Source organism: Polynucleobacter sp. es-GGE-1, assembly GCF_018882005.1.
Lineage (GTDB): Bacteria > Pseudomonadota > Gammaproteobacteria > Burkholderiales > Burkholderiaceae > Polynucleobacter.
The window spans coordinates 57,532-83,266 of sequence record NZ_JACVPE010000007.1 but is presented as its reverse complement, the minus strand read 5'-3'; the positions used below and the strand labels follow the sequence as shown (position 1 = coordinate 83,266).

Here is a 25,735-nt window from a genome sequence, read left to right as displayed (position 1 = left end):
TGGGCTTAATTACATAGAAATCAAGGCTTGATTACTTCCAAGATGAAAAGCTTATCCCAAACTAGCGCTTTTTGCCCTTTTTACCTTTATCTGCATCGACGTAGGGGTTTTTGGCGGTATTCATCTGAATCCGTAAAGGCGTACCGCGCAGCTTAAAGACATCCCTAAAGCGACCTTCTAGATAGCGTTTATAGCTATCGGTCACGCCACTCAATGATGTTCCATGGATCACAACGATCGGAGGATTCATGCCCCCTTGGTGTGCATAACGCAATTTAGGGCGACCCATACCAACCCGTTTTGGCTGCTGGTGTTCCACTGCCTCTTGCAGAATACGGGTCAAACGTGGGGTTGGCAATTTCGCCATGGCCGCTGCATAAGCAGCATCCACATCTTTAAAGAGCTCTTTTAAGCCAGTCCCTTTTTTCGCAGAAATCGGATGGACGTTAGCAAAGTCTAGAAAGCGCAACTTTTGCGCAATCTCTAAACGGGCACGTTCTTTGACGTATGAATCGATGCCATCCCACTTGTTGACGGCAACTACCAGTGCACGCCCTGCTTCCACAATAAATCCTGCGATATGCGCGTCTTGTTCAGAAATATCTTGCTGAGCATCGAGCATCAGAATTACTACATTGCAATCAGCAATTGCTTGTAAGGTTTTAACCACAGAGAACTTCTCAATCGCTTCAAAGACTTTTCCACGGCGACGCAAGCCTGCTGTATCCACCAAGATATACGGCTTGCCATTCCGCTCAAACGGAACTTCAATCGCATCACGGGTGGTTCCTGGCATATCGAATGCAATGACGCGCTCCTCACCGATCAATTTATTGATCAAGGTCGACTTACCCACATTAGGACGACCTACTACTGCAATCTTCATCGGACGATTTGGATCGCTCGCTAATTCTGCTTCGTCTGGCTCGGGGATGCCTAATGAATCAAGTGCATCGTCAATCAGGCCACGAACACCATCCCCATGTGCAGAAGAGATCGGGAACGGCTCACCCAAACCAAGCTCATGAAAATCTGCAGTGACAACCCCTGCTTGCATACCTTCGGTTTTATTGACCGCCAGAATGATGGGTCTACCAGTCTTACGTAAGAAGTCGGCAATCACGCGGTCTTGTGGCGCCATACCCAAGCGGCCATCTACCAAGAAAATCACAATGTCAGATTCAGCGACCGCTTGTTTCGTTTGCTTGGCCATCTCGGCAACAATGCCGGTCTTTGCAACCGGCTCAAAACCACCGGTATCCACGCAAATAAATGCACGCTCACCAATACGGCCTTTGCCATAGTGACGATCTCTCGTTAAACCAGAAAAGTCTGCAACTAAGGCATCACGTGAACGCGTTAAGCGATTAAAAAGTGTCGACTTCCCAACATTGGGGCGACCGACAATAGTGATGACTGGATTCATTTTGGACTGTACGCTGCAATTTTTCCACCCTGAGATTGAATCAAGATGAGGCCACCCACGGCAATAGGGGCGGCTGAGATTGGACTACTATCGTGACGAATACGTGCGACCATCTCGCCATTCGCCTGAGAAAATGCATGCACATAACCTTGCGCGTCACCCATGAGTAATACTCTACCCACTGCTAAAGGCTCACCGACATCACGGAAAGTCAGCTGCGTGTTTTCCCAAGCCTGAGTACCGTCCTTAGTGACAAAAGCAGTGACATACGATTTTTCATTGGCAGAGAAGACTAATTCAGTACCTTGAGCAGTACCGGTGTAGCTCGAGTAATCCTTAAACCACAAGAGATTGCCAGTGCGGGCTTGACCACAACCAATGCGGCCTTGGTAGGAGACAGCGCAAATAATATCGCCTTGCATGCTCGGCTTGGCAGTCACATCATTCAAACGCTCGATCTCAGAAAAGCCTTTTGGAAAGGACACTGGGGTCTCCCAAACTAAACCGCCGTTAACCATTGCAATCATGCCAAAGCGTCCACCAGCAAAACCGGTCACGATCACTTCATTATTGATTGGCAACATGCCATAGCCAACACGCAAGGACAATGCTGATTGTTGGCGTTGATAGATCCACTTACGCACGCCAGTTTGGGTATCCAAACCAATAAAGCGGTTGTCCAGCGCACGAATGACTACCACGCCACCGGCAACTACCGGCTCACTCAATACTTCGCTACCGACATTGACATTCCATAAAGGCTTACCGCTATCGTCATAGGCATACACATTACCCTTAATACTCACAGCAACGGTAACGCGGCCATCTGAACCAGGGCCAATCGCCAAACGTTCAGGAACCGAAGCTTCCCAGACTTTATTGCCGGTTGCCAAATCAATTTTGGCTAGGTTGCCACGATGTGAGGCTGCATAGACTGCATCACCCGCTACGACCGGATGAAAGTTAAAGGTTTCTGATGAACCAACGCTCGTAGACCAAACCGGCTGCAAATCGAATTGGTTGGTAACTGACACCAGTTCTGCAGGCTTGCGCGCACGAGAACTACCTGAGCATGCAACCAAAGCGGTGGCAACCACCCCAATCAGCAGGGCGCTGCTAATGAGTTTTACTGCACGCTTCACTGAAACCTTCATTGCGACCATCACTGAGCAACTCCTCCAACAGCATCTAACTTCACCTTCAGGAGGCGACGCGCCTCTTCAGGAAATTCTTTTGCTTGATCTAATGCTTTCCAAGCGTCTTGATAACTGGCTTTTGCTTCCGCATTTTTCTTCTGCGCCAAATACCAATCACCCCGTCGCTCAAGCCATAGGGCTTCAAAACCAGCTACCGGCTTATCTTTGAGTATTTGATCGGCTTCAGCAAAATCCTTTTCACTACCTTGTTCAATCAATTGCGATACCAAACGCAACTTAGCTAAAGCGAGATAGCCATCATTAGAAGCATTCTTAGCAGCCCAGCGTAAATAATCTAGTGCTTTAGTATTGTCACCAGCATCCGCTGCGATGCGCGCCGCAATTAAACTCGACATCGGTGCATAAGGGGTGCGAGCATAGTCTTTTTGCAAATCATCCGCAGCACGCAAGGTTTGATCTTTATCGCCCTTAGCAATTGCGCCCACCATGGTCTCGTATAACTTCGAAGCTTCGAGAGCCTGACTATTACGCCACCACTGATATCCGCTATAGGCGGCATAAGCAAATAAAGCCGCAGTCACCACACCCGTTATCAGGTTGCGATACTTTTGCCAAAATGCTTTGAGTTGGTCTAACTGTTCTTGTTCTTCTAGATCTAAAGGCATGTCAATCCGAGCTGATTTCGTGGTTAATTTCGTTCTTCATTTCTTGATGAATGTAATGACTACTAAGCCATTCTATTCGGAGGCGCCTACCAGAGCGTCAATTACTGCTTCCAGTACACCTTCTAGGGGAATAGACTGCTGTTCACCTGTGCCCCGTAAGTCTTTGAGTTGAGCCTCATTTTTGGCTAATTCATCAGGGCCGATAATGACGGCAAAGGCAGCACCACTGGCGTCAGCCTTCTTCATTTGAGACTTAAAGCTGGCAGACTGACCATCTGGAGGACAGAAAAGGATAGTGTCAATACCAGCGCTCCGTAAACGCTCGGCAATGATCATGGCGGTAGTTAAAGTCTCGCCACCTTGATGCAAAACAAAGACATCGCATTGGGCTTGGGCTTCAGGCAAGGAGCCAGACACCTTCATCAATTCCAGAACACGCTCCATACCCATAGCCCATCCACAAGCTGGCGCTGCTTTACCACCCATGCGCTCGATCAAAGGATCATAACGACCACCACCCGCAATCGTACCCTGCGCGCCTAACTCATCGGTAATCCACTCAAATACGGTGAGGTTGTAGTAATCCAAGCCACGTACTAGACGCGGATTAATCTTGCAAGGGATATTGTTCGCCTTAATTAAGGCTTGCACTGCATTGAAATGCGCCAACGATGCCTCACCCAAGAAATCCAATAACTTGGGGGCACCTTCAATCAAGGCTTGCATCTCTGGATTTTTAGAATCCAAAATACGCAAAGGGTTGGTGAGTAAACGACGCTGTGAATCTTCATCTAACTGAGATTGATTTTTCTCAAAGTAAGTCACTAAGGCGGCACGATGCTCAGCGCGCTCATTGGCTTGACCTAAGGAGTTGATCTCCAGGCGAACACCCTTCAGACCTAACTCATCCCACAGACGTTGACCCATAAGAATGATTTCAGCATCGATATCGGGACCAGCAAAGCCCAGCGCCTCAATCCCAAACTGGTGGAACTGACGATAGCGACCACGCTGTGGACGCTCATGACGGAACATCGGGCCGGTATACCAAAGACGCTTAGGTCCTTCGTAGAGCAAATTATTTTCAATTACCGAGCGCACAAGTGCAGCAGTTCCTTCAGGACGCAAAGTGAGTTGTTCACCATTGAGACGATCCTCAAAGGAATACATTTCTTTTTCAACGATGTCGGTCACTTCACCAATACCTCGCTGAAATACCGCAGTCGCCTCCAAAATCGGCGTTCTCAAAAACTCATAACCATAGGCGCGCGTTAAATCACGCAAGACGTGCTCAAGATGAGCCCACGGCGCAGCATCAGCTGGCAGCAAATCATTCATGCCACGCACGCCATTCATCTTCTGAACTTTGGTTTGCGCTGCTTGGGTTTTTGCGTCTTTACTTTGGTCAGTCATTCTTCTTATTCTTCTACTTATTTAGCTTTATTAATTCTTGGTAGCGTAGTTTTGTTTGACATAGTCGTCGACGATGACCTGAAAATCTTGGGCAATATTTTCACCACGCAAGGTCTTGACTTTAACGCCATCCACAAACACCGGGGCTGCTGGCGTTTCGCCTGTTCCCGGTAAGGAGATCCCAATATTGGCATGTTTGCTCTCACCTGGGCCATTGACGATGCAACCCATCACTGCCACATTCATATTCTCCACGCCAGGGTGAGATTTCTTCCAAATTGGCATCTGTTGGCGCAAATAGGATTGAATATCGGCGGCCAACTCTTGGAAAGTCGTACTCGTGGTTCTACCGCAACCAGGACAAGCAATCACCATGGGTGTGAAATTACGCAAGCCCATGGTTTGCAAAATCTCTTGTGCAACGATCACTTCGTTTTCACGAGGAGCACCAGGATCAGGTGTTAATGAAACCCGAATCGTATCGCCAATACCCTCTTGCAATAAAATGCCCATTGCTGCGGTTGAGGACACAATGCCTTTGCTGCCCATGCCCGCTTCAGTTAACCCTAAGTGCAATGGGTAATCAGAGCGACGCGCAAGATCACGATATACCGCCACCAAGTCTTGCACATTACTCACTTTGCATGACAACAAAATTTGATTAGGGTTCATGCCAAGCTCAACGGCTTTTTCTGCAGACTGCAAAGCAGATTGAATCAAGGCTTCAATCATCACCTCTTGCGCTGTCTTCGGGTTGGCTAAGGCCGCATTGCTATCCATGATGGAAGCCAATAGGTCTTGATCCAAACTCCCCCAGTTCACACCAATCCGAATGGGCTTATCGTATTTACACGCTGCTTCAATCATTTGCGCAAACTGTGGGTCACGCTTTGCGCCCTTACCCACATTACCTGGATTAATGCGGTACTTCGAGAGCGCTTTAGCGCACTCTGGGTAATCATTCAATAACGTATGGCCGTTGTAATGAAAGTCACCAATCAATGGCACCAAGACATCCATCTTGTCCAACTGCTCCCGAATATAGGGAACTGCTGCTGCTGCCTCCGGCGTATTCACCGTGATACGCACCATCTCTGAACCAGCACGAGCTAACTCTTTCACCTGAATCGCTGTACCCACTGCATCAGCCGTATCCGTATTGGTCATCGATTGCACGCGCACTGGCGCATCACCACCGACAGTAATGATGTTGGTTTTCCAAGCAACGCTTGCTTGACGAGTTACTCGTTTAGGCGCTGGACCTAAAGGTAAATTCGGTAGTGGTGACAAAGAACTATCAGAACTCATGAGGATCCAATCTTTAATTTAACTTTTTAAGCCATTCTATTGGCTGCGTATTGGAGTACGCAGCGGGCTCTTCATCAGACTCTACTTCAGTAAGTTCAATCTCAGTCTTATGCACAGCCCGTTCGCGCACTCGTGTGCGGTCGACTACATCACCAGCCAACTGACCACAGGCGGCGGCAATGTCATCACCCCGAGTCTTGCGGACTGTTGCCACCATACCCGCATCTAACAGAATGCTAGCAAAGGCATTCACGCGCTGAGCCGAGGAGCGCTTGAGACCAGACTCTGGAAATGGATTGAATGGAATCAGATTAATTTTGCACTTGATGTTTTTGAGTAAACGCACCAATTCTTTTGCCTGGATGTCAGAATCGTTTACACCATCGAGCATGCAGTATTCAAAGGTCAGGAAATCCCTGGGCGCAAATGGTAAGTAACGCTCACAAGCATCGAGCAATTCGCGTAAGGGATATTTTTGGTTCAGCGGCACCAATTGATCACGTAAGGCATCGTTCGGCGCATGCAATGACACTGCTAATGCCACTGGACAATCTTGTGCCAAACGATCAATCATGGGCACAACGCCTGAGGTCGACACGGTAACGCGACGACGCGATAAGCCATATGCTCTGTCATCGAGCATTAAACGCAGTGCAGAGACTACATTGTCATAGTTCAGCAATGGCTCGCCCATACCCATCATCACTACATTAGAGATCACACGACCCGTGTGTTCCCAACCCGGGGTTGGATATCTTTCAATTCTGCGCACAGCCTCTGGATCATTGCGCAAGAGATGCTCAGCAAACCAAAGTTGGCCAATGATTTCACCGGAAGTCAGATTGCGAGAAAAGCCTTGACGTCCAGTGGAGCAAAAGCGGCAGTTGACTGCACAACCTGCCTGAGAAGAGATGCACAGCGTGCCGCGATCATCTTCAGGAATAAAAACAGACTCGACCGCATTACCCGCACCCACATCTAACAGCCACTTACGGGTGCCATCGTGCGCGTGCTCATCTTTAATCACGGGAAGCGAGAGGACTTCGGCTTTATCGAGCAATGTCGCTCTAAAGCTTTTTGCTAAATCACTCATGTCATTGATGTCGGATATACCGCGTTGGTGAATCCACTGCATGAGTTGCTTCGCCCGAAAGGGCTTTTCATTTAACCCCGCGACATACGCTGCCATTTGGTCAGCGTCAAAATCTAAGAGATTTACGCGCGGGGAGGTCAATGCGCCTACTTATGAATCAATAGGTGTTAATTAACGATTGAAAACATTCATGCCTGGGAAGAAGAATGCAACTTCCACAGCAGCTGTTTCAGGAGCGTCAGAACCATGAACAGCGTTGGCATCGATGCTGTCAGCAAAGTCAGCACGGATAGTGCCTTTGTCTGCTTTCTTTGGATCAGTGGCACCCATCAAATCACGATTCTTTGCAATCGCGCCTTCGCCTTGCAATACCTGAATCATGACTGGACCAGAAATCATGAAGCTCACCAAATCTTTGAAGAAAGGACGATCTTTATGAACGCCGTAGAACTGCTCAGCTTCGGTTTGTGACAAATGCGCCATTCTGGAAGCAACAATCTTCAAACCAGCGGATTCGAAACGGTCATAGATTTTGCCGATGACGTTTTTAGCGACAGCATCAGGTTTGATAATAGAAAGGGTGCGTTCAATTGCCATTCAAGACTCCAGTAGTAATTTCAAAGGTATTTTGTTGGGTAGGGCTGATTTAGGCTTAAATTCCACTTAAACAGCTTCTCTACCTCAACGACCCCCGAATTATACATTGCCTGACCGTATTTACCCCTATATCTGTAGAGCTAAGCCCTTGAATTTACAAGACATAAGCCCTTAATTAGTAGGTCTTTTCCTGGGGAGCTTGAAATTGGGGCATTTTGTCTATACTTAGTGTCAACAGCCCTTGATGGGCTCTTGTTACAACTATGAAAATGAAGGAGTCAATATGAGTGATCTGAACTCTTACGGCTTTGGCCAGACCGGCTCAATTAGCAACGTCCAGATACGCAACCGCGTACTGCGCAATACCTATGCCCTGTTGGCCCTGTCCATGGTTCCAACTGTGATTGGCGCATGGCTAGGCGTAGCGATGGGTCTTAACCTGTTCTCTGACAGCCCTTTCTTAGGTTTTATCGTATTCATGGCAGTGGCCTTTGGATTCTTCTGGGCCATTGAGAAGAATAAAGAAACTGGCGTGGGTGTACTCCTACTCCTAGGCTTTACCTTCTTCATGGGCATCATGATGTCCCGCCTGATTGGTTTCACCCTCAATAGCTACAGCAACGGTGCGACCCTCATCATGTTGTCCTTTGGCGGTACAGCAGCTATCTTCGCCACCATGGCAACTATTGCTACTGTTAGCAAGAGTGATTTTGCTGGCATGGGCAAATGGTTAATGGTGGGTGTATTGCTCTTGATCGTGGCTTCACTCGCTAACATCTGGTTGCAATTGCCTGCTTTGATGTTGACTGTGATGGTGCTGGCTATCGCAATCTTCTCCGCCTTCATCCTCGTTGACGTACAGCGAGTAATTAACGGCGGTGAGACTAACTACATCATGGCTACCTTGGCTATTTACTTAGATGTGTACAACGTCTTTACCAACTTGCTAGCCCTCTTGGGTATTGTTGGTGGCGATCGCGACTAAAAACTTTAGTGTGATGTCCTCTTAAGGCGCCTGCGGGCGCCTTTTTTAATCACTGCTTTTCTACTGATTTGTCAGTAGAAATTAGTTAGCTACAAACATACTCACCGCAAAAGCGAGTGCAATCAAAATCAATAGGATTGCAAAACTATCTGAGGTTTTCATGATGCCCTCCAGGGGTCTTCAGTCGTTAACAGCAATATTTCACTGCACGATTTCAATCTACGCTCCTGAAAGGCAACGCTTTCACTGCACTGCACCGCATCTATGCGCAATGCACTACATTGGCGCTGGAATAGCTAAAAAGTCTCTAAATCAGGGATTTAGAGAACCTTTGAGCGCTCAAAGACAGCGATTGACTCGACATGCGAGGTGTGTGGAAACATATTGACGATACCCGCCCCTTTGAGGGTGTAGCCGGCTTGATGACACAAGATGTCTGCATCTCTGGCTAAAGTTTTAGGGTTGCAGGAGACATACACAATACGCTCTGGCAGCAAATCACTTTTCTGCAGATGCAATTGGGCGAGTGCTTTACTCATTTCCATCGCACCTTCACGCGGCGGATCCATTAACCAGCGCTCTGCTTTGCCCCAGGATGAAATGGTTTCGGTGGTGACTTCAAACAAATCACTTTGCATAAATCGGACCTTGCTTGCTAAGCCATTATGTTCGGCATTAGCCTTAGCACGAGTCGTTAATGTTTCTAGACCCTCAATCCCCAAAACCTGTTTTGCTTTGCGCGCTAGCGGCAAGGTAAAGTTACCAATCCCGCAAAATAAGTCGAGCACATGATCGGTTTCTTTGACTTCCAACAAGCGAATCGCTCTACTCACTAAAGTGCGATTCATCATGTGATTAACCTGCGTAAAGTCCGTAGGTTTAAATGGCATCTCGATTTCAAATTCGGGTAGACGATAGCAAAGCTTGCCGGTCTCCGGGTAAAACGGAGCAACCGTCTCAATCCCTTTGGGTTGTAGCCAGATCCAAACCTGATGTTCATCTGCAAACGCTCGTAGGAGTTGCTCATCTGCTGTTGTTAAAGGCTGCAAGTTCCGAAAGACTAAAGCAGTAACGGGCTTGTTTTGCTTAGGGTCATCAGAATGGGGATCTGCTGGCTCGCCGACAGCAATTTCAATTTGTGGCATGCGATCAACAATCGATAAGCCCATGACCAATTTGCGCAGCTCAGGCAAGAGATCAGATACGTGCTGAGGCAAGATCTCACAAGCGAGCATGTCAGCAACATAGCTACTTTTCCCCTCATGAAATCCAATGAGTACAGTCCCTTTTTTAATTGAGCGATTGACTGCACTGAGTCGGGCACGATGGCGATATTCCCAAGTGGGGCCACCCATCGGGCGAAAAATTTCTTCGGGCCGTACTTTAGCGATGTGGCGCAAATCATCTTCGAGCACACGTTGCTTCATGGCGACTTGCGCACGAATATCTAAGTGCTGCATTGTGCAGCCCCCACAGACGCCAAAGGCTGCGCACTTGGGTTCTGCTCGAAAGACTGCAGGCTTGAGAATGTCGCGTACTTTAGCTTTACTAAAGCGGGCTTTATCGCTAGTGATGGTGTAGGTGACAAGCTCAGTAGGGAGTGCGCCTTGAATGAAGATGACTTTACCGCTCTGCCCTTGGGCTAGCTCTGCTTCATTGGGTGCTAAACGGGCTATCCCTTGGGCGTCTAAATCAAGTGCTTCAACTCTTACTGGCTCAGTCACTTCAAGATTGACTGGCTTCTCTCCTCTACGCATCCGGTGCGAAACCTTGGAGATATTCTTGCCACTGGCTACCGTTTGGCTCTCGAGCTTCTTTTTCTAAATAAGCTTTTACGAAATCAATTTCTTCTTGGTATTCCTCAAGAGAAAATCCGCCACGCAGTAATTGAAAGCGGCAATACATGAGATAGGTATTCACAACATCGGTCTCGCAATAGCGCCGAATATCATTGATCTTGCCTTCTTGATAAGCAGGCCACACTTGACTGCCATCCATGCCCATCTTGCCTGGAAAGCCGCAGAGCTTTGCCAAGCCATCTAATGGCGCATTGGCTCTGCCATTAAATTTAGCCAAAAGATCCATCATGTCAAGGTGACGCATGTGATAACGACTGATGTAGTTGTTCCATTTAAAGTCACGGCTATCAGCCTCTTGACTCTCACCCATTTCCCAATAGCGTGGCGCCTGAATGTGATTTTCAAGCGCGCGATAGTGCAAGACGGGTAAATCAAAACCACTACCATTCCAAGAGACTAGTTGCGGGGTGTACTTCTCAATTAAGTCAAAGAAGGCTTGCACTAACACCTTCTCATCATCTTGTGATGTTCCTAAGGTACCCACTTTAATTTGCGGTGTACCCTCTTTGGTCGTTCTCCGAATCACGCAAGAGATCGCAACAATTTTTTGTAAAAACAGGGGCAGAAACTCACTACCAGTTTTAGCGGCGCGCTCAGCCATGGCTTTAGCAGCAACCTCGGCATCACTCATCGAATCTGAATAATCTTCCAGACGACGCAAACCTGCTACATCAGGAATGGTTTCAATATCAAAGACAAGAACGGTGGCCATAGCTTATTGCCCTATCGCCGCAGGCTTACTGCAAGTACGGCGTTGGATTGACTGGCTTGCCGTTGACGCGTAATTCAAAATGGAGCTTAGGAGAATTGGTATCGGTATCCCCCATCTCGGCAATCTTCTGACCCTTGCGCACGCTATCGCCTTCTTTCACTAAGAGTTTGCTGTTGTGTGCGTAAGCCGTGAGATAAGTGTTGTCATGCTTCACAATGACTAAGTTGCCATAACCACGCAAACTGTTGCCGGCATAAACGACTTTGCCATCAGAGGCTGCCAATATGGGCTCGCCCACTTTGCCAGCAATGTCGATCCCTTTATTGGTTTCATTAAATTCGCTCGTCACTTTACCTTTGGCGGGTGAAGATAAACGAATGCCAGGCTCTGCCACCACTTCGGGTTTAGCGGGCTCTGCTGAAGCAGGGGCATCTACAGATTTTTTCTCAAGAGGTACAGCGGGCTTAGCACTGGCTGGCGCTTTAACCAGAACCAGATCACCCACTTCAATCACATTGGGATTAAAGCCTGGATTGGCAGCAGTATTCCACTGGGCTACATCCCGTGGAGCCTGACCGTGATCTAAAGCAATACGCGCTAAGGTGTCACCCTTTTTGACGCGATAGTAACCAGGAGGCGCTGGTTCATACGCAACAGACCCCCCAGAGCGATCAGTCACATTCGCAGGTTTAGTGCGAGGAGTAGAGCATCCTGCGATCAGTACTGCGGATGCCAACAGGATTGTGATCAGAAAGCTGCTAGATACATTAGTCATGGAATGAGAGATAGGATTGACGAGTCGCGATTTCATACTACCCCTGATTGTAAGGGGACAAAAAAGACCCCGTCCAGCACAGTTCTTTGATAGCGCTGGGAGCTCATTCTCTCCACCATCACCAGTTGTTGCTCTTTTTCGTTTTTAGCAACCGGAGCTACCAAGCGTCCACCGATAGCCAATTGATCCAGCAAGGCATCAGGAATCCCTAAACCTGCCGCTGCCAAAATAATCCCATCAAAGGGGGCGGCTTGTGGCAAACCTAAAATACCGTCGCCATAAATCAGGCGTAAATTATTAATCCGAAATGGGCGCAGCTTTGCCCTAGCCAGATCGTGCAGTGAACGAATGCGCTCAATGGAATAAACCTCATCGGCTAATAAGCTCAGCACCGCTGCTTGATAACCACAACCCGTACCAATTTCCAGGACTTTACCCAGGGGGTGTTTTGGTTTATGCAGCAACTCAATCATGCGCGCCACAACCGATGGCTTAGAAATCGTTTGCTCGTGCCCAATGGGTAATGCCGTATCTTCATAAGCTTGCGCGTGCAAACCCGCGTCCATAAATGCATGACGTGGAACAGTGGCAATCGCCTCTAATGTTTTGCCATGTTTTACACCGGCAGCATGTACTTTTGCTGCTAGTGCTTGCCGATAGGCGGCAAATCGCTCGGTGGGTGCCTTCAAGCGCGATCCCAGCCATTCGCTCGCATCGCCGCTAAACGCGCGTGATGCGTTAAATCCAATTGCATAGGGGTAATCGAAATACAACCATCAGCAATCGCATGAAAATCGGTCCCTTCAGAACCTTCCTTTACTTCGCCTGCCGCACCAATCCAATAAATCTTCTCACCGCGCGGGCTGTCTTGCACGACAACTGGCTGAGAGTGGTGGCGATTGCCCAAACGGGTCACACGCCAGCGATTGAGATTTGCATAAGGACGATTCGGAATATTGACGTTGAGTAAAGTTGCAGTGCCATCGTTATGCGAGAGCTTGGATGCCAACATCTGCACTACGACATCATGCGCTGCTTTAGCGGCATCTTCAATACGATTCCAGCCCCGATCAATTTGGGAGAAGGCAATGCCAGGCACACCAAACATCACACCCTCAATTGCCGCAGCTACTGTACCGGAATACAGCACATCTTCACCCATGTTCTCGCCTTGGTTAATCCCTGAGATCACTAGATCAGGTTTTTCATCCAAGAAACCAGTCATTGCCACATGGACACAATCAGTCGGGGTGCCGTTAATAAAGAAGAAACCGTCACGTTCACCGCCAGCCACACGATGAATCGAGAGCGGTCTTGAAAGTGTGAGTGAATTCGAAGCACCGCTATGGTTTTGCTCTGGAGCAATCACGGTAATACGACCTAAAGGGCGAACCGCATTGACTAAAGCCAATAAACCAGGAGCCAAATAGCCATCGTCATTCGATACCAGAATATGGGGTTGTTTAGACATCACTACACCAGTCCTGGCTTGTGCTTTCCGCGTGATCTCATGGCTGCATAAATCACTGGTAACACTAATAAAGTGAGGACTGTTGTAGTCACCATACCACCCACAATCACCAGAGCAAGCGGACGCTGTGCTTCAGAACCAATTGAATGTGACAAGGCAGCCGGCAAGAGACCAAGTCCCGCTAACATTGCGGTCATTAACACAGGGCGCACACGTAATGCTGCGCCATCAACCATCGCATCCTTCATGGCGCCATGCTCTTCCGCTACGGTTTTATTAATATAAGAAATCAGAATCACGCCATCCTGAATTGCAATTCCAAACAGTGATAAGAACCCAAATAGCGCAGAAATACTCAAGGTTTCACCACCGAGATGCAAAGCGATGATGCCGCCAATAGCAGCAAATGGAACGTTGATCAATACAATGACTGCGTCACGGAAATTACCCAAGGCAGTCACAAGTAATAAGAAGATCGCCACCAGAGTTAATGGAATGATCACCATTAATTTTTGTTGTGCTGCCTTCATCTGATTAAACTGACCATCCCAAGCAATCATGTAATTCGTAGGCAAGGAGATGTTCTTTTCCACTAAGTACTTAGCATCTTCGACAGCGCTACCTAAATCACGACCACGCACACTAAAGATCACCGCAATGTAGCGCTTACCTGCTTCGCGGTAAATAAAGAAAGGACCATCGGTGAGCTGTACTTTGGCAACCATTGCCAAGGGTACTTTTTGACCGTTTGGCGTATCTACCAATAAATTAGAAACATCCGGAATGTCGTTACGACTAGCTTCATTCAAACGTACCGCAATACCAAAGGTTTTCTCATCTTCCAAGAAATTAGTAACGGGTGCACCACCAATGGAGTTAGCCACCACCGTCTGAATATCACTTACATTGACGCCATAACGCGCAGCCTTATCGCGGTCAATTTGAATATTTAAAGTAGGTTGACCTAATTCTTTGAGGATATTTTCATCCTCGATACCGCGCACTTTCTTGAGCTGCGCCACGACTTCGTGGGCTTTCTGACTCAAGACTTCGAGATCGGATCCAAAGATCTTGACGGAGTTCTCGCCCTTCACGCCAGAGAGCGCCTCATTGACGTTATCTTGAATATATTGCGAGAAACTGTAATTCACGCCAGGAATCTTATCGAGTTCAGCCTGCAAGTGTTTAATCAAGTGATGTTTATTAGTGCCTTTAGGCATCTCTTCCGGTGCTTTCAAATACAGACCGTACTCTTGGTTAAATACGCCCGTCGAATCTGTGCCGTCATCTGGTCGACCAATTTGGACTGCTACCTTTTCTAGTTCAGGCTGCTTTAGAAAGGTTTCGCGTAACTGGTTAGCGACTTTAATGGAGTAATCCAGATCTACTGTATTAGGCAGAGTCACCCGCAGCCAAATATTATTCTCTTCAAGCGTTGGCAAGAAGGCGGTTCCCAAACGGGTTGCGCTCAATAAAGTCAACCCAAGGATGAAAATAGAAACAGCGATGACATGGCGTGGATGATCCATCCAGTTACGCAACAAGGGGCGATAGCGCTTGAGCATCCAGGAATTAAACTTTGGTGGCTCATGATGAAAATTTTCACCAAAGACATAGGACATTGAGGCCGGCAGGAAGGTCAAACTCAAAATAATTGAAGCAACCAAAGCAAAGCCCATCGTGAAGGCCATGGGCTTAAAAATAATGCCCTCAACACCACCCATTAAAAACAAGGGTGAGTAGGCTACGATGATGATGCTAGTTGAATACACCATGGCACGTTGTACTTCGCTCGTTGCCAAAATGATGCTTTGATTGACCCGCTTACCACCCTCTTCCATATGACGCATCACATTTTCGGTGATGATCACGGCTGCATCCACAATCACACCAAAGTCAATCGCCCCCAATGAAATCAGGTTTGCTGGCACATTAAAGAGATACATCATGATGAATGAGAAACACAGTGCCAGCGGAATCACTGCAGCAACCACTGCAGCTGCGCGTAGATTACCTAAGAATACATAGAGTAATACCAAGACCATGGTGATCCCAAAGAACATGGTGTGCTTAACCGTGCCTACAGTGATGTCAAGAAGAACTTGACGATCATAGAATGGTTTTACCTGTATACCAGGTGGCAAGATGTGATTATTGATATTGGTAACTTTTTCACGAACGCGAGCCAAGACTTCAGAGGCGTTCTCACCCCGACGTAAATACACAATACCTTCTACTGAGTCTGGATTGTTATCAAACTGAAAGAGACCCAAACGTGGTGCATTACCAATCTGTACTGTTGCCACATCGCCAATGCGCACAGGCACACCCTTATTTACAGCGATAATGACTTGTTTAATATCTTCAATATTTTTCAATAAGCCCACACCACGCACCACAAATTGCTGTTCACCACTAGGTAGTACACCGCCACCTGTATTGTCGTTAGCCTTAGATAAAGCCTCGATTAATTGTGGAACAGTAACGCCCTTGGACTGCAAACTCTCTGGACTCACAATCACTTGATATTGACGCACCTTGCCACCGAACGAAGATACATCGGCGATTCCTGGGGTCTGCTTGAGTTCTTTGTAGATTTCGTAGTTTTGTAGGGTCTTGAGGCGAGTAGGCGATGCGTAATCAGAAGTCACTTGATAGCGCAAGATCTCACCCGTCGCATCTGAATCTGGGCTAACACTAGAACTCACGCCTGGCGGGAACGTGACATTACCTAAATTGGTAATGAATATTTGGCGCACCTTAAACGGATCAGCGTTGTCATTAAATTTAAGTGTGACAACCGATAAACCAAAAAGAGATACTGAGCGAAATGCTTTTACACCCGGAATACCCGCTAAGGCATTCTCAACCGGAATGGTAACTTGTTGCTCAACTTCAGTCGTACTTCTACCAGGCCATTGAGAGATCGCTTGGATCGTCAGCGGCGCAACGCCAGGATATGGCTGAATCGGTAACTGTTTTAAGCTAAATGAACCGAGCACCAACAGCACCGCTGCGGCAAATAGAATAATGACGCGCTTATCTAAAACTCCCCGAATGAAGGAGGTAACAAAACTCAATTATTCCTCCTGCTTAGCAAAACGGTCGTTCAGTAAGACAGCGCCATCAGTTAACACTTTCATACCAGGCTCTAGACCTTCAGTAACTGCAAAACGCTTACCATCGAGGTCATACCCTTTTACAGCAAAGCGACGGAAAGTATCTGCACCCGTTTTGATGATGGCGTAACGCATCTCACGTACCCGTACAATTGCTGATTGCGGAACGACGACTGCCTCTGACTCACCCGTTTTGAGTCGGGCATTAACGTACATATCTGGGCGCAATAGTCCATCAGGATTTTCAACATCGCAGCGAATCAACAAAGCATGAGTCTCTGGGTCAATCGCCGGCGCAATGTAGTTAGCGGTAGCAATAAACTCTTTGTCTGGATAGGACTCTGAGCGCAGAATCATCGTCTGCCCTTTTTGAATCTTACGAATATCTTGCTCGTATACATTACCTAAGAACCATAGCTCTTTTGGATTAGCCAAGGTTACCAAGACATCGCCCGCATTCACAATTGAGCCGGGATCAACAGCGCGCTTGACGACTACCCCTTGTAATGGTGAGCGCATGACCAAGTTGTATTGAGTTTTTCCTGTCTTATCTAAAGACTTTATATCGCCATCACTCGCACCTAAATTACGCATCCGGTTTGCGGCAGCCTGTTGTGTGATTTGAGCATCCCCCAACAGGTCGCTCATTGTCTTATTGGCTTCCAGCACTTTGGACGTTTTTGATGACAGCAGATACTCTTGTTGTGCCGAGAGGAACTCGGGGCTGTACAACTCAATAATAGGCGAGCTCACTTCCACTTGAGCACCATCAAATGCGTAAATGCGCTCCACCCTACCAGGAGCCCTAGCGGAGAGCACTTTCGATTTTTCAGCATTAAATGCTAAACGGCCAGGAACCTTCAGCTCGACCGGAACTTGTACTTTTTGCGCATCTTGGAATACATAGATACTGGGATTGAGTTCCACGCCTGGCAACTTAAGCTCCATTGCGCCAGTACTTTCAATCGACAGTGATTTACTACTCTTCTCCAATTTGACTGGACGGTTCACGTTCACAAACAAACCAATCACAATACCGAGCATCAGAATAGATACGCAAATCAATATCAAGCGCAGGCGAGCGCGAGTCTCTAATGGCAATGCCCAGTAAGAGCGATGGATCTCATTCGTATTAGCTTCAATACGAGCGACAAACCTGTCCTTGAGCTTCTTAGCCTCTTCAGTAGCGCGCTTTAGGATGTTCAGTAACTTGTCCTTCAAAACAACTCCTTAAAAAGGTTCTTTGCCAGCAGATACCAGCAATACTGCCTGGGCCTGCATTAGATTTGCCTCAGCCAAAGCCAACTGCACCTCTAAATTACGCAACTGTGTCTGGGCAGTCAACAAATCATTAAAACCTTGACCATTATTGGAATATTGAACCAAGCCTACTTTATATGCTGCATCCGCCTGCGGGACTTGTCTCTCTTTTAAAAACTGGGTTTGAACCTTGGCCTGCTCATAAGCAGCATAAGCGGTATTGACCGCCAAAACAATCTGTTGGCGATTAGAAATGTTGCCAGCTTCAGCAGAGGCTTGATTGCGCTGCGCCTGCTCTACCCCATACTTCTCTTTGGTAAAGAAATATAGAGGAATAATCAGGTCTAATTCAAACTGGTAATACAAGGCACCGTTGTTCGATGCAAAGGGGCCGCGTGGCGTATAGGAGGAACCAATCACCTGAAAATCTGGCAAGTACGCTTTCTTGGCAAGGTCCACACCCTTACGCGCTGCATCTAACTGCAAGGCAGAACTCTTTAAGGCTGGGTGACTACTCTCTGCATAGTCCTCTAACTCCACTAATGTTGGTACGCCGGTCATTGCGCGACGTACATCACCCCGCAGCACCAACTTTTCTCGAGAGTGTCTACCTACTAAAGTATTGATGTTGTTGATCGCTACTTGAAGCTGACGGTCAACGTTAAATTGATCTGCCTCGGCAGCACTTTGCGCAACTTGCGCATTCAGGTATTCAACATAAGCGGCAGCATTATTTGCATAACGTGCTTTGGCAACATTCTTAATCATCTCTAGGCGAACTACAGACTCCTTGAGAACTTGCAATTGTTTTTGTGCAGCGAGTGCGTTGAAGTACAAGCTTGAGAGCTGCGCACCCAATTGCAAATACGTTGCTTCAGACTGCGCTAGCAATGCCTCAGCATTGGTGTCGGCAATATTGGCTGCCAAACTTCGCTTACCCGGAAACTGAAACGGCTGTGCAATCGAGATGGCATTGTTATTACTCACGTTAGGATTAGTACCTGCAGCACCCAAAGCTAATGGGGATCCTACTGGCATGCCTGACCACACTAGTCCAACTTGAGGATTGGCAGGGGCTGCAATCTGAGGCACAGTTGCTTTGGCAGATAAGTAGGATTCACGCAAAGATGAGAGCTGAGGATTATTAATCTTCATCTCATTCCAAAGCTGACGCAGATCCATTTCAGTGGGACCGCTTGCAACAGGCTTGGCATAAATCTTGGGTGTATTGGCTTTTGTTACTGGCGCAAATAATTCATTTGCTTTAGAAGGCTTGTCTTGACCGCTTAACTGAGCACCAATTGAGGGCGGAGTACTTAATGGTGCATCGCTAGTTTGGACGGTGACACTTGCTGGCGGAGTATCACTACCAGTAGACTGAGCAAAGGCGGCAGAAAAAGCAGAAGCAAAGAGAGCAAAAGTGATTCTTTTGACTATGAATACTGCGCTAATTTTGCTTGTGCCGTGAATCAACAAATGCGGCCGCCTCTAGATCAATAATGCTGTTTTTATAGCCCCTGATGCAGATTTTGATCACGCATCTACCTGTTACAGGGGGTTTAGAGGATTATAGGGTAGAAAACGCAAATGTCGAATTATTGACGATTGCTATCTCTTTGATTCTAAAGATAATAATGAAGTCTTCAGGACGTCCACACCCCGCCAAACCCTTAAAACTCAGCATGAATCCTGAATGAGACGATATTTACAGGGCCGCGGGCAGAGTTATAGGCTGGATTTTGAATATGCTGAAAGTTCACGCCGCCAAGAACATTTTTCACAAGCAGGGCGTTGTAGTACACCTCGCCGATACGCTCTGGGCGATAAGAAATAGTCTGCGATGCGCTCGCATAGTCACCAATAAAGTAAGACACGCCACCTGCTTGTAGATAGCCTCTTCTGTAACTCGATAGGCCGTTTTGCATCATCGAGATTCCGATACTATCGCTTGGACGACTCCAAGAAGTGCCATTCATACCCATACCCACTGAGACGGAGTTATCGGCTTCAGTGAAAGACATCGTTTCTGTATGACCATCGGATGTGAATGCGCGGCCATAGATACCCAAGTCATGAGTCAGCGCTTGTTCCCCATGAATACCAACACCCGTTTTGTATTGGTAGTTGTTACGTACGTTATTAATCGCTTGCGTGCCTTGCGCATTATTAGCAATCACATAATTGCTTGCATCCTGAAAGCGCGCCAAGATCATTCTGTTGCGATAAGCTAAGACGCTCACCTTACCTGGCAGATCAGCAATATGGTGCTGACGCTCTACTTCCACCTGGTCACCGTAGGTGTTAAAGATTTGCCAATTGAGATCACGACCATTGGGGGTTTTTGGTGCCAACATGCGTGAGGCGCGCAAAACCCAGTTACTCAGATACCACTCACCCGCTAAACCAGTGCTGTAGCCACGCGCATCAGCAGCATAGTCATACGCCAGATAAGTCATATTGCCCCAGTTCATGAACTGGATGCGAGGATCTTTTGCGTAACGACTATCGTCAAAAATATCTAAAGTAGAAAATTGACCGGCAGTAATCACCACTCGATTGCTGCTGACGGTTTGCGTAATTTGATTCGCATCATCCTCAAGCACCACCTTATCGCCCTCCTGGTTGATGGTATGACGCAAGAATGCGCGTGCAGAATAAAACTTGGCTTGAGCGCCACCCGCTTTGGTAGCCTCACCGTTTGTAAAGCCGCCAAGACCCGTTAGGCCAGAGAATGGCACACCAGAAACCACTTCTGGGTTGAAATAAAAATCGGTGTCAGGTGCCAAGCGCGCACCAAAGAACAAAGTACCAGACCAGGTGTAGCTCATTGACTTCAGAGCACTCATACTATTAAGACCTGAATAGCTGGAGGTGAAATTGTTATAACGCTGATTGATATAAGTGCTTTGACCGTGAATATTGACGGGCAGACCAAAAATCTCACCTTCAGTTGGTAACCAAGAAAGGTCGTTAGCAAAACTGGCAATTTGGTCAGCGCCTGACCCTGCCCTCTGCGCAAACGCAGAAGCTCCAAGAAAAGTGCACAAAATGCTCAACAGGAGAAGGAAATAAAACTTGCGGATCATTCGCGATGTCTTTGGGTGCCAGTGCATCAAAACACTGGCTACATACCGATAGAGAAAACTAGACCTTCACACCGAAGATTAAAACCCCAGTGTGGCGTAGCCCAAATTATCCCCAAAAAGGAGCAATTTACCTAGTTTTTATGTCTCAGGCATGACAAAAGTGTCATGCCTGGCGGGGGATGCGCCTCAGTCTTTGAGACCCAATAGTTTTGCTGGGTTCTTTTTCATCATCTTATCGATGTCTGCTTGTGACACACCTGCAGCTTTAACTGCTGCAATTTCATTCTCAACACCATCTGGTGGAGTCATCATGCCTTGCTGACCTAAGTCAGTTGAAAGTACTAAATGGTCTGCACCAATTTCTTTGACCGCTTTAGCAACCACGGTGGCATCGACCTTCTCCCAATGCGTCATCCATTTGTACTGCGCTGTAGGACCGGTCATAAATTGCAGGTAGCAAATTTCAATATAGGCGCCCATGGAAGTGACTTGCTTAGCTTGCTCCCAAGATAGGCCTGGGATATTGGTTAGGCCATGGGTAATTAAAATATTTTTCACGCCCAATTCTTTTGCGCGCTTGACTACTGCCACTACTTCTTCTGCAGAGATGTGACCTGTCGCCAGAATCAAATCCTCACGAGCAATGATTTTTAATACTTCTTCAAGCTCTGGTGTGACTTGGCCATTGGGCGCAACCACGATGCCAGATTGGTTCTTATCAACTAAGGTCTTAACATGCTTATCAGAGTCAAAGGTAGGTAGCCATACCACTTTGCCACGACCACCAGACATCCGGTGCATCCACTCCACTGCAGAAGGATTCACACCACCAACGGATTTATTTAGAACAATACCGCCCCACACTTCAATACCGGGGACTTGTTGCATCACTAAAGCGGCGCGATCATTGGTAGTGACCACATGGTTTTTAATCACAATACCGCGCATGCCTTTGCGACGAGCAATGGTGGCTAACTCGTAATCGGTTAAGGCTCTACCAAATACATCTGGATCAGGATGCACGTGCATATCAATCACACCTGCTGCAGGACTCACTTTTGGTGGCGGTGGCGGAAAGCCTACTTGTGCCTGAGTCATATTCGAAGTCAATATCAAACCAGCACTCATTAAGCTGGCTACTAAGACCTTGGTGGACTGAAATTTACGCATGAGTCATCTCCCTGATTAAACTACTTTTTTGTAATCAGTTGACTCTAATGCATCTATCCCAAAGGGTATTTAAGTAGTTCCCCCTAGGCGATGGGCTCAGAGAGTGATAAAGGGGCGATACAGCTGCGAACTTATTCGTACCGGAACAACGCTTGCTTTAATGCTTATCGCTTCAAATCACGATAGAAGTTTTCGTGAACCCCATACCCCATCAGCACAAGCTTAGATCCATCAAGACTGACGGAATAAGCTAACAACATCTGCTGCGTTAGATGTCTAAATTTAAATACCTGGATACCTGTTAAATCGCCTTTTTTCATCTCACCCTGAGATGGGTCAGCAACTATGCTCTTGACGGTATCATCAAGAGTCTTTTTCTCAGCAGGCGATATCTTCTTAATAGCCCTATCAAATCTAGGTGTCGTAAATACAATCATCCGAATTTATAGGGATTTAGATTGCCAACCTTCACCTCTTCGATGCTGACCAACATATCCTGCAACATATGAACTGGTAAGTCAGGATTCTCCTCTGCGACTTTACCTAAACGAGCCCAATACTCAATCTGCTTAGGAACGGAGCGATGCATTGCCTGTGCATAAGGCTTTGCATCCTCTACTAAAAGATCAGATAACTTGATAGCTATAGCCATAATTACCCCTCAATAAATATAGATGTAATTTAACACAAAAGGTTGCAATTTGCAACCTTTTGGCATTTGAGGAATTTAGGAAATAAAAGACTAACGACGATCCATGAGAGCCCTGGCCAAGGTACCTGCATCCACATACTCGAGCTCTCCACCTACCGGAATACCGCGTGCGATACGCGTGACTTTAATACCTTTAGCTTTGAGTACTTCACCAATGTAATGGGCTGTTGCTTCGCCCTCACTCGTAAAGTTCGTTGCTAACACCACTTCTCGAATCGGCACACTAGTATCTGGGTTCTCTATACGAGTGAGTAAGCGATCAAAATGAATTTCATTGGGTCCCATACCATCGAGTGGTGAAATGCGACCCATGAGGACAAAGTAGTTGCCCTTAAAACTCAAGGTCTGCTCTACCATCACTTGGTCAGCAGGCGTTTCTACAATACACAGCAGTGATGGGTCACGACGACCATCAGAGCAAGTGCTACAGATTTGCGTTTCTGAAAAAGTATTACAACGGGCACAGTGACCAACGGTCTCGACCGCTTCGCCTAATGATTGAGCAAGCACTGCTGCGCCATTGCGATCATGCTGTAATAAATAAAAGGCCATGCGCTGAGCCGATTTAGGACCCACTCCAGGCAATACCCGCAATGCCTCGATCAAGCGACCGAGTGCATCTTGAGGTGCTTCTATGCGCGCCATCTATTTAGGTAGTGAAGAAAAAACTAACAAGGTCAATTAGAACGGCAACTTAAAGCCCGGAGGCATTGGCATGCCAGCAGTAGCGCCTGACATCAGTTGCCCGCTAGCCGCTTCTACTTGCTTAAACGCATCTGTATAAGCAGTAACGATTAAGTCTTCTAACATCTCACGGTCATCCATTGCGCCTGGATCAATCTGCACCCGTTTGATCTCGTACTTACCAGAGACGGTCACCTTGACTAAGCCACCAGCCGCTTGACCAGTGACTTCTAGCGCAGCCAATTGCTCTTGCGCTACTTTCATCTTCTCTTGCATCTGCTGAGCCTGTTTCATGAGACCAGCAAGTCCACCTTTCATCATCGCTTTATTCCTCAGTACTTATGTTGATTGCTTATGTTGATTACTTATGTTGCTTACTATGATTAATACTTATGAATGAATTTAAAGAGGCCAGATTACAGTGGCTTGACTGAGCCACCAACGACTTTAGCGCCAAACTCTTTTTCTAATTGCTGAATAAAAGGATCGGCTGCAATCAATTGCTCGGCGTTCATTCTTTTCTCTTGATGAATCTGTGCATCTACTTTGGCAACCGTCTTGCCTTCTACTTCACCTTTTTCAATCACGATCTTGACTGTTTTACCGAAGTGCGCAGTCAGTGCATCAGCTAGGCGGGCGATAGAAGCCTCGGAAGCTAACTGCGGCATTGGAGTCAGAATGCTTGCTTTCACAGCCGCAGGGGAATCTACCCAATCTTGTAACTCTGTCTGAAATGCCAATTGCTGCACCAAACCTTTGACTGGTAACTGACGCATCAAGCTATGCCAATCGGGACGCTCGGCAGGGTTGCCAACTGCGCTAGCAGCAGCGACCGGGGCAGCTGTAGTAACAGGAGCAGAGGCAGAGGTAACCGACTTAGGACTTGCAGATGCTGGCGCTGCTTTAGCGGCAGGCGCAGGAGCAGAGGCTGAACGGGCAGTATTGACTGGTGGTGCCGATGGTGCTGAAGGTGTGGGCGCAGAACCTCCACCACCACCGCTATTGCTGCTTCCCGGACGAAACGCCAGCATGCGTAAAAGTGTCATAGCAAAACCAGTTTGCTCATCGGGTGCGAGCGATAGGTCAGGACGGCTTGTAATCGTAATTTGGTAGAAGAGTTGTGCTTCTTCTTTGGTGAGTTGTCCTGCTAAGCGACGAATCTCACCTGCTTCTGGCCAATCCTCTAAGACAGACTCTGGCACGACTTGGGCTGCTGCAATTTTTTGCAACAAGCTAGATAAGTCTTGCAATGCTAATGAGAAAGACATGCTGCGCTCACCCATTTCATTGGCAACTGCCAAAAGGCTTGCGCCATCTTTGGCAATGATGCAATCTAAAATCCGAATGAGATACGCATCATCTAATGTGCCGAGCATGCCGCGCACTGATTCTTCGGTGACCTTACCAGCAGCATAAGCAATTGCTTGATCTGTGAGTGATAAAGCATCGCGCATCGAGCCTTGCGCTGCTTTTGCTAAAACACGCAGTGCATTAACTTCATAGGTAACCTTTTCTGCAGCGAGTACTTTCTCCAAGTGCTCAACGATGAGTGGCACTGGCATTTGCTTGAGATTGAACTGCAAGCAACGCGACAAAATGGTCACAGGGATCTTTTGTGGATCCGTAGTAGCCAGAATAAATTTAACGTGCTCTGGGGGCTCTTCTAATGTTTTGAGCATGGCATTAAAGGCATGATTGGTGAGCATATGCACCTCGTCAATCATGTAAACCTTATAGCGACCATTACTCGGTGCGTAGGCTGCTTTTTCCAGAAGTGCAGCAATATCATCTACACCGCGATTACTCGCTGCATCCATCTCGATGTAGTCAACAAAGCGACCTTCATTAATCTCTAAGCAAGATGGACATTTGCCGCAAGGCTCTGATGTCATCTTGCCCGATCCGTCCGATCCTGTGCAATTGAGCGCTTTAGCCATAATGCGTGCAATCGTGGTCTTACCGACTCCACGAGTGCCCGTAAAGAGCCACGCATGATGCAAGCGACCCTGATCTAAAGCATGGGTTAAGGCTTTCACCACATGGTCTTGCCCCACCAATTCGGAGAATGTTTTAGGGCGCCACGAACGGGCTAATGCCAGTGCTGTCATGTCCTACATTCTAACAAGCTAAAATGGAAGAGGATGGGCCTCCCCGCATGGTGGGTTGGATAACCTGGTCAGGTCGGGAACGAAGCAGCCAAACCCAATTTCTGCCAGTGCCGGGGGTTTGGCTCATCCACCCCC

22 protein-coding genes, 1 other RNA gene and 1 pseudogene are annotated in these 25,735 nt (G+C 47.4%); 2 read left to right on the top strand and 22 right to left on the bottom strand.

The window, feature by feature from the left end; all coding sequences use genetic code 11:
* Nucleotides 1–61: 61 nt before the first annotated feature.
* The 7 genes from der to ndk all read right to left on the bottom strand — a co-directional run bounded on the left by der (nt 62) and on the right by ndk (nt 7,659).
* Nucleotides 62–1,426 carry a ribosome biogenesis GTPase Der gene (der, locus tag ICN35_RS06835; protein ID WP_216125601.1) on the bottom strand — a complete coding sequence of 455 codons (1,365 nt, stop codon included), beginning with the start codon at nt 1,424–1,426 and terminating at the stop codon, nt 62–64.
* Nucleotides 1,423–2,589: an outer membrane protein assembly factor BamB gene (gene bamB, locus ICN35_RS06830; protein ID WP_255535744.1), complete on the bottom strand. Its 1,167-nt coding sequence runs from the start codon at nt 2,587–2,589 to the stop codon at nt 1,423–1,425. The genes der and bamB overlap by 4 nt, the downstream gene beginning before the upstream one ends.
* Complete coding sequence (locus ICN35_RS06825; protein WP_216125598.1) at nt 2,589–3,248, bottom strand: tetratricopeptide repeat protein; 660 nt, start codon at nt 3,246–3,248, stop codon at nt 2,589–2,591. Before ICN35_RS06825 ends, bamB begins: the two co-directional genes overlap by 1 nt.
* A gap of 72 nt (nt 3,249–3,320) precedes the next feature.
* The gene (gene hisS / locus ICN35_RS06820; protein ID WP_216125595.1) at nt 3,321–4,661 is read right to left on the bottom strand and encodes a histidine--tRNA ligase; all 1,341 of its coding nucleotides are present in this window, start codon (nt 4,659–4,661) and stop codon (nt 3,321–3,323) included.
* A 30-nt stretch (nt 4,662–4,691) separates the two neighbouring features.
* Nucleotides 4,692–5,969, bottom strand: a complete 1,278-nt coding sequence (ispG, locus tag ICN35_RS06815; RefSeq protein WP_216125592.1) for a flavodoxin-dependent (E)-4-hydroxy-3-methylbut-2-enyl-diphosphate synthase — start codon at nt 5,967–5,969, stop codon at nt 4,692–4,694.
* A 13-nt stretch (nt 5,970–5,982) separates the two neighbouring features.
* Nucleotides 5,983–7,203, bottom strand: coding sequence for a 23S rRNA (adenine(2503)-C(2))-methyltransferase RlmN (rlmN, locus tag ICN35_RS06810; RefSeq protein ID WP_216125590.1), 1,221 nt, complete (start codon nt 7,201–7,203; stop codon nt 5,983–5,985).
* Between the two features lie 30 nt (nt 7,204–7,233).
* Nucleotides 7,234–7,659: a nucleoside-diphosphate kinase gene (ndk, locus tag ICN35_RS06805; RefSeq protein WP_215294943.1), complete on the bottom strand. Its 426-nt coding sequence runs from the start codon at nt 7,657–7,659 to the stop codon at nt 7,234–7,236.
* 283 nt (nt 7,660–7,942) lie between these two features.
* On the opposite strand from ndk, the gene ICN35_RS06800 reads away from it, so the two are divergent.
* On the top strand, nt 7,943–8,644 hold the full coding sequence (locus ICN35_RS06800; RefSeq protein ID WP_215294945.1) for a Bax inhibitor-1 family protein: 702 nt from the start codon (nt 7,943–7,945) through the stop codon (nt 8,642–8,644).
* Nucleotides 8,645–8,964: 320 nt separating this feature from the next.
* On the opposite strand, the gene rlmD is transcribed toward ICN35_RS06800, so the two are convergent.
* From rlmD to dnaX, 15 genes and pseudogenes are all read right to left on the bottom strand, one after another.
* The gene (gene rlmD, locus ICN35_RS06795) at nt 8,965–10,401 is read right to left on the bottom strand and encodes a 23S rRNA (uracil(1939)-C(5))-methyltransferase RlmD (RefSeq protein ID WP_216125587.1); all 1,437 of its coding nucleotides are present in this window, start codon (nt 10,399–10,401) and stop codon (nt 8,965–8,967) included.
* Complete coding sequence (locus tag ICN35_RS06790; RefSeq protein ID WP_216125571.1) at nt 10,394–11,215, bottom strand: 3'-5' exonuclease; 822 nt, start codon at nt 11,213–11,215, stop codon at nt 10,394–10,396. The genes rlmD and ICN35_RS06790 overlap by 8 nt, the downstream gene beginning before the upstream one ends.
* A gap of 25 nt (nt 11,216–11,240) precedes the next feature.
* Nucleotides 11,241–11,990 carry a peptidoglycan DD-metalloendopeptidase family protein gene (locus ICN35_RS06785; RefSeq protein WP_255535743.1) on the bottom strand — a complete coding sequence of 250 codons (750 nt, stop codon included), beginning with the start codon at nt 11,988–11,990 and terminating at the stop codon, nt 11,241–11,243.
* Between the two features lie 32 nt (nt 11,991–12,022).
* Nucleotides 12,023–12,646 (bottom strand): annotated as a pseudogene (locus tag ICN35_RS06780) (protein-L-isoaspartate(D-aspartate) O-methyltransferase); the annotation flags it as partial.
* Nucleotides 12,647–12,675: 29 nt separating this feature from the next.
* Nucleotides 12,676–13,461 carry a 5'/3'-nucleotidase SurE gene (surE, locus tag ICN35_RS06775; protein WP_216125565.1) on the bottom strand — a complete coding sequence of 262 codons (786 nt, stop codon included), beginning with the start codon at nt 13,459–13,461 and terminating at the stop codon, nt 12,676–12,678.
* Between the two features lie 2 nt (nt 13,462–13,463).
* Nucleotides 13,464–16,541: an efflux RND transporter permease subunit gene (locus ICN35_RS06770; protein WP_216125562.1), complete on the bottom strand. Its 3,078-nt coding sequence runs from the start codon at nt 16,539–16,541 to the stop codon at nt 13,464–13,466.
* Nucleotides 16,542–17,801, bottom strand: coding sequence for an efflux RND transporter periplasmic adaptor subunit (locus ICN35_RS06765; protein WP_216125559.1), 1,260 nt, complete (start codon nt 17,799–17,801; stop codon nt 16,542–16,544).
* 9 nt (nt 17,802–17,810) lie between these two features.
* The gene (locus tag ICN35_RS06760; protein WP_216125556.1) at nt 17,811–19,316 is read right to left on the bottom strand and encodes a TolC family protein; all 1,506 of its coding nucleotides are present in this window, start codon (nt 19,314–19,316) and stop codon (nt 17,811–17,813) included.
* Between the two features lie 194 nt (nt 19,317–19,510).
* Nucleotides 19,511–20,926, bottom strand: coding sequence for a carbohydrate porin (locus ICN35_RS06755; protein WP_216125554.1), 1,416 nt, complete (start codon nt 20,924–20,926; stop codon nt 19,511–19,513).
* A 186-nt stretch (nt 20,927–21,112) separates the two neighbouring features.
* Nucleotides 21,113–22,096, bottom strand: coding sequence for a DUF6282 family protein (locus ICN35_RS06750; protein ID WP_215318238.1), 984 nt, complete (start codon nt 22,094–22,096; stop codon nt 21,113–21,115).
* Nucleotides 22,097–22,260: 164 nt separating this feature from the next.
* On the bottom strand, nt 22,261–22,533 hold the full coding sequence (locus ICN35_RS06745; protein ID WP_215294966.1) for a type II toxin-antitoxin system RelE/ParE family toxin: 273 nt from the start codon (nt 22,531–22,533) through the stop codon (nt 22,261–22,263).
* On the bottom strand, nt 22,530–22,748 hold the full coding sequence (locus ICN35_RS06740; RefSeq protein WP_215294968.1) for a ParD-like family protein: 219 nt from the start codon (nt 22,746–22,748) through the stop codon (nt 22,530–22,532). The genes ICN35_RS06745 and ICN35_RS06740 overlap by 4 nt, the downstream gene beginning before the upstream one ends.
* Before the next feature lie 90 nt (nt 22,749–22,838).
* The gene (recR, locus tag ICN35_RS06735) at nt 22,839–23,453 is read right to left on the bottom strand and encodes a recombination mediator RecR (RefSeq protein WP_216125552.1); all 615 of its coding nucleotides are present in this window, start codon (nt 23,451–23,453) and stop codon (nt 22,839–22,841) included.
* 36 nt (nt 23,454–23,489) lie between these two features.
* Nucleotides 23,490–23,813 carry a YbaB/EbfC family nucleoid-associated protein gene (locus tag ICN35_RS06730; protein ID WP_215294972.1) on the bottom strand — a complete coding sequence of 108 codons (324 nt, stop codon included), beginning with the start codon at nt 23,811–23,813 and terminating at the stop codon, nt 23,490–23,492.
* A gap of 95 nt (nt 23,814–23,908) precedes the next feature.
* Nucleotides 23,909–25,600: a DNA polymerase III subunit gamma/tau gene (dnaX, locus tag ICN35_RS06725; RefSeq protein WP_216125549.1), complete on the bottom strand. Its 1,692-nt coding sequence runs from the start codon at nt 25,598–25,600 to the stop codon at nt 23,909–23,911.
* 32 nt (nt 25,601–25,632) lie between these two features.
* Between dnaX and ffs the strand changes: the two genes are divergently transcribed.
* An RNA gene (gene ffs / locus ICN35_RS06720) (signal recognition particle sRNA small type) lies at nt 25,633–25,731 on the top strand.
* Nucleotides 25,732–25,735 lie beyond the last annotated feature (4 nt).

Bases quoted from the DNA above. Each gene is read 5' to 3' on its own strand.
- dnaX (WP_216125549.1), bottom strand. From the start codon at position 25,600: ATGACAGCACTGGCATTAGCCCGTTCGTGGCGCCCTAAAACATTCTCC.
- ICN35_RS06740 (WP_215294968.1), bottom strand. From the start codon at position 22,748: ATGGCTATAGCTATCAAGTTATCTGATCTTTTAGTAGAGGATGCAAAG.
- ICN35_RS06825 (WP_216125598.1), bottom strand. From the start codon at position 3,248: ATGCCTTTAGATCTAGAAGAACAAGAACAGTTAGACCAACTCAAAGCA.
- ICN35_RS06790 (WP_216125571.1), bottom strand. From the start codon at position 11,215: ATGGCCACCGTTCTTGTCTTTGATATTGAAACCATTCCTGATGTAGCA.
- ndk (WP_215294943.1), bottom strand. From the start codon at position 7,659: ATGGCAATTGAACGCACCCTTTCTATTATCAAACCTGATGCTGTCGCT.
- ICN35_RS06755 (WP_216125554.1), bottom strand. From the start codon at position 20,926: ATGATCCGCAAGTTTTATTTCCTTCTCCTGTTGAGCATTTTGTGCACT.
- ICN35_RS06785 (WP_255535743.1), bottom strand. From the start codon at position 11,990: ATGACTAATGTATCTAGCAGCTTTCTGATCACAATCCTGTTGGCATCC.
- recR (WP_216125552.1), bottom strand. From the start codon at position 23,453: ATGGCGCGCATAGAAGCACCTCAAGATGCACTCGGTCGCTTGATCGAG.
- ICN35_RS06750 (WP_215318238.1), bottom strand. From the start codon at position 22,096: ATGCGTAAATTTCAGTCCACCAAGGTCTTAGTAGCCAGCTTAATGAGT.
- hisS (WP_216125595.1), bottom strand. From the start codon at position 4,661: ATGACTGACCAAAGTAAAGACGCAAAAACCCAAGCAGCGCAAACCAAA.
- der (WP_216125601.1), bottom strand. From the start codon at position 1,426: ATGAATCCAGTCATCACTATTGTCGGTCGCCCCAATGTTGGGAAGTCG.
- ICN35_RS06730 (WP_215294972.1), bottom strand. From the start codon at position 23,813: ATGATGAAAGGTGGACTTGCTGGTCTCATGAAACAGGCTCAGCAGATG.
- rlmD (WP_216125587.1), bottom strand. From the start codon at position 10,401: ATGCGTAGAGGAGAGAAGCCAGTCAATCTTGAAGTGACTGAGCCAGTA.
- surE (WP_216125565.1), bottom strand. From the start codon at position 13,461: ATGTCTAAACAACCCCATATTCTGGTATCGAATGACGATGGCTATTTG.
- bamB (WP_255535744.1), bottom strand. From the start codon at position 2,589: ATGGTCGCAATGAAGGTTTCAGTGAAGCGTGCAGTAAAACTCATTAGC.
- ispG (WP_216125592.1), bottom strand. From the start codon at position 5,969: ATGAGTTCTGATAGTTCTTTGTCACCACTACCGAATTTACCTTTAGGT.
- ICN35_RS06745 (WP_215294966.1), bottom strand. From the start codon at position 22,533: ATGATTGTATTTACGACACCTAGATTTGATAGGGCTATTAAGAAGATA.
- ICN35_RS06800 (WP_215294945.1), top strand. From the start codon at position 7,943: ATGAGTGATCTGAACTCTTACGGCTTTGGCCAGACCGGCTCAATTAGC.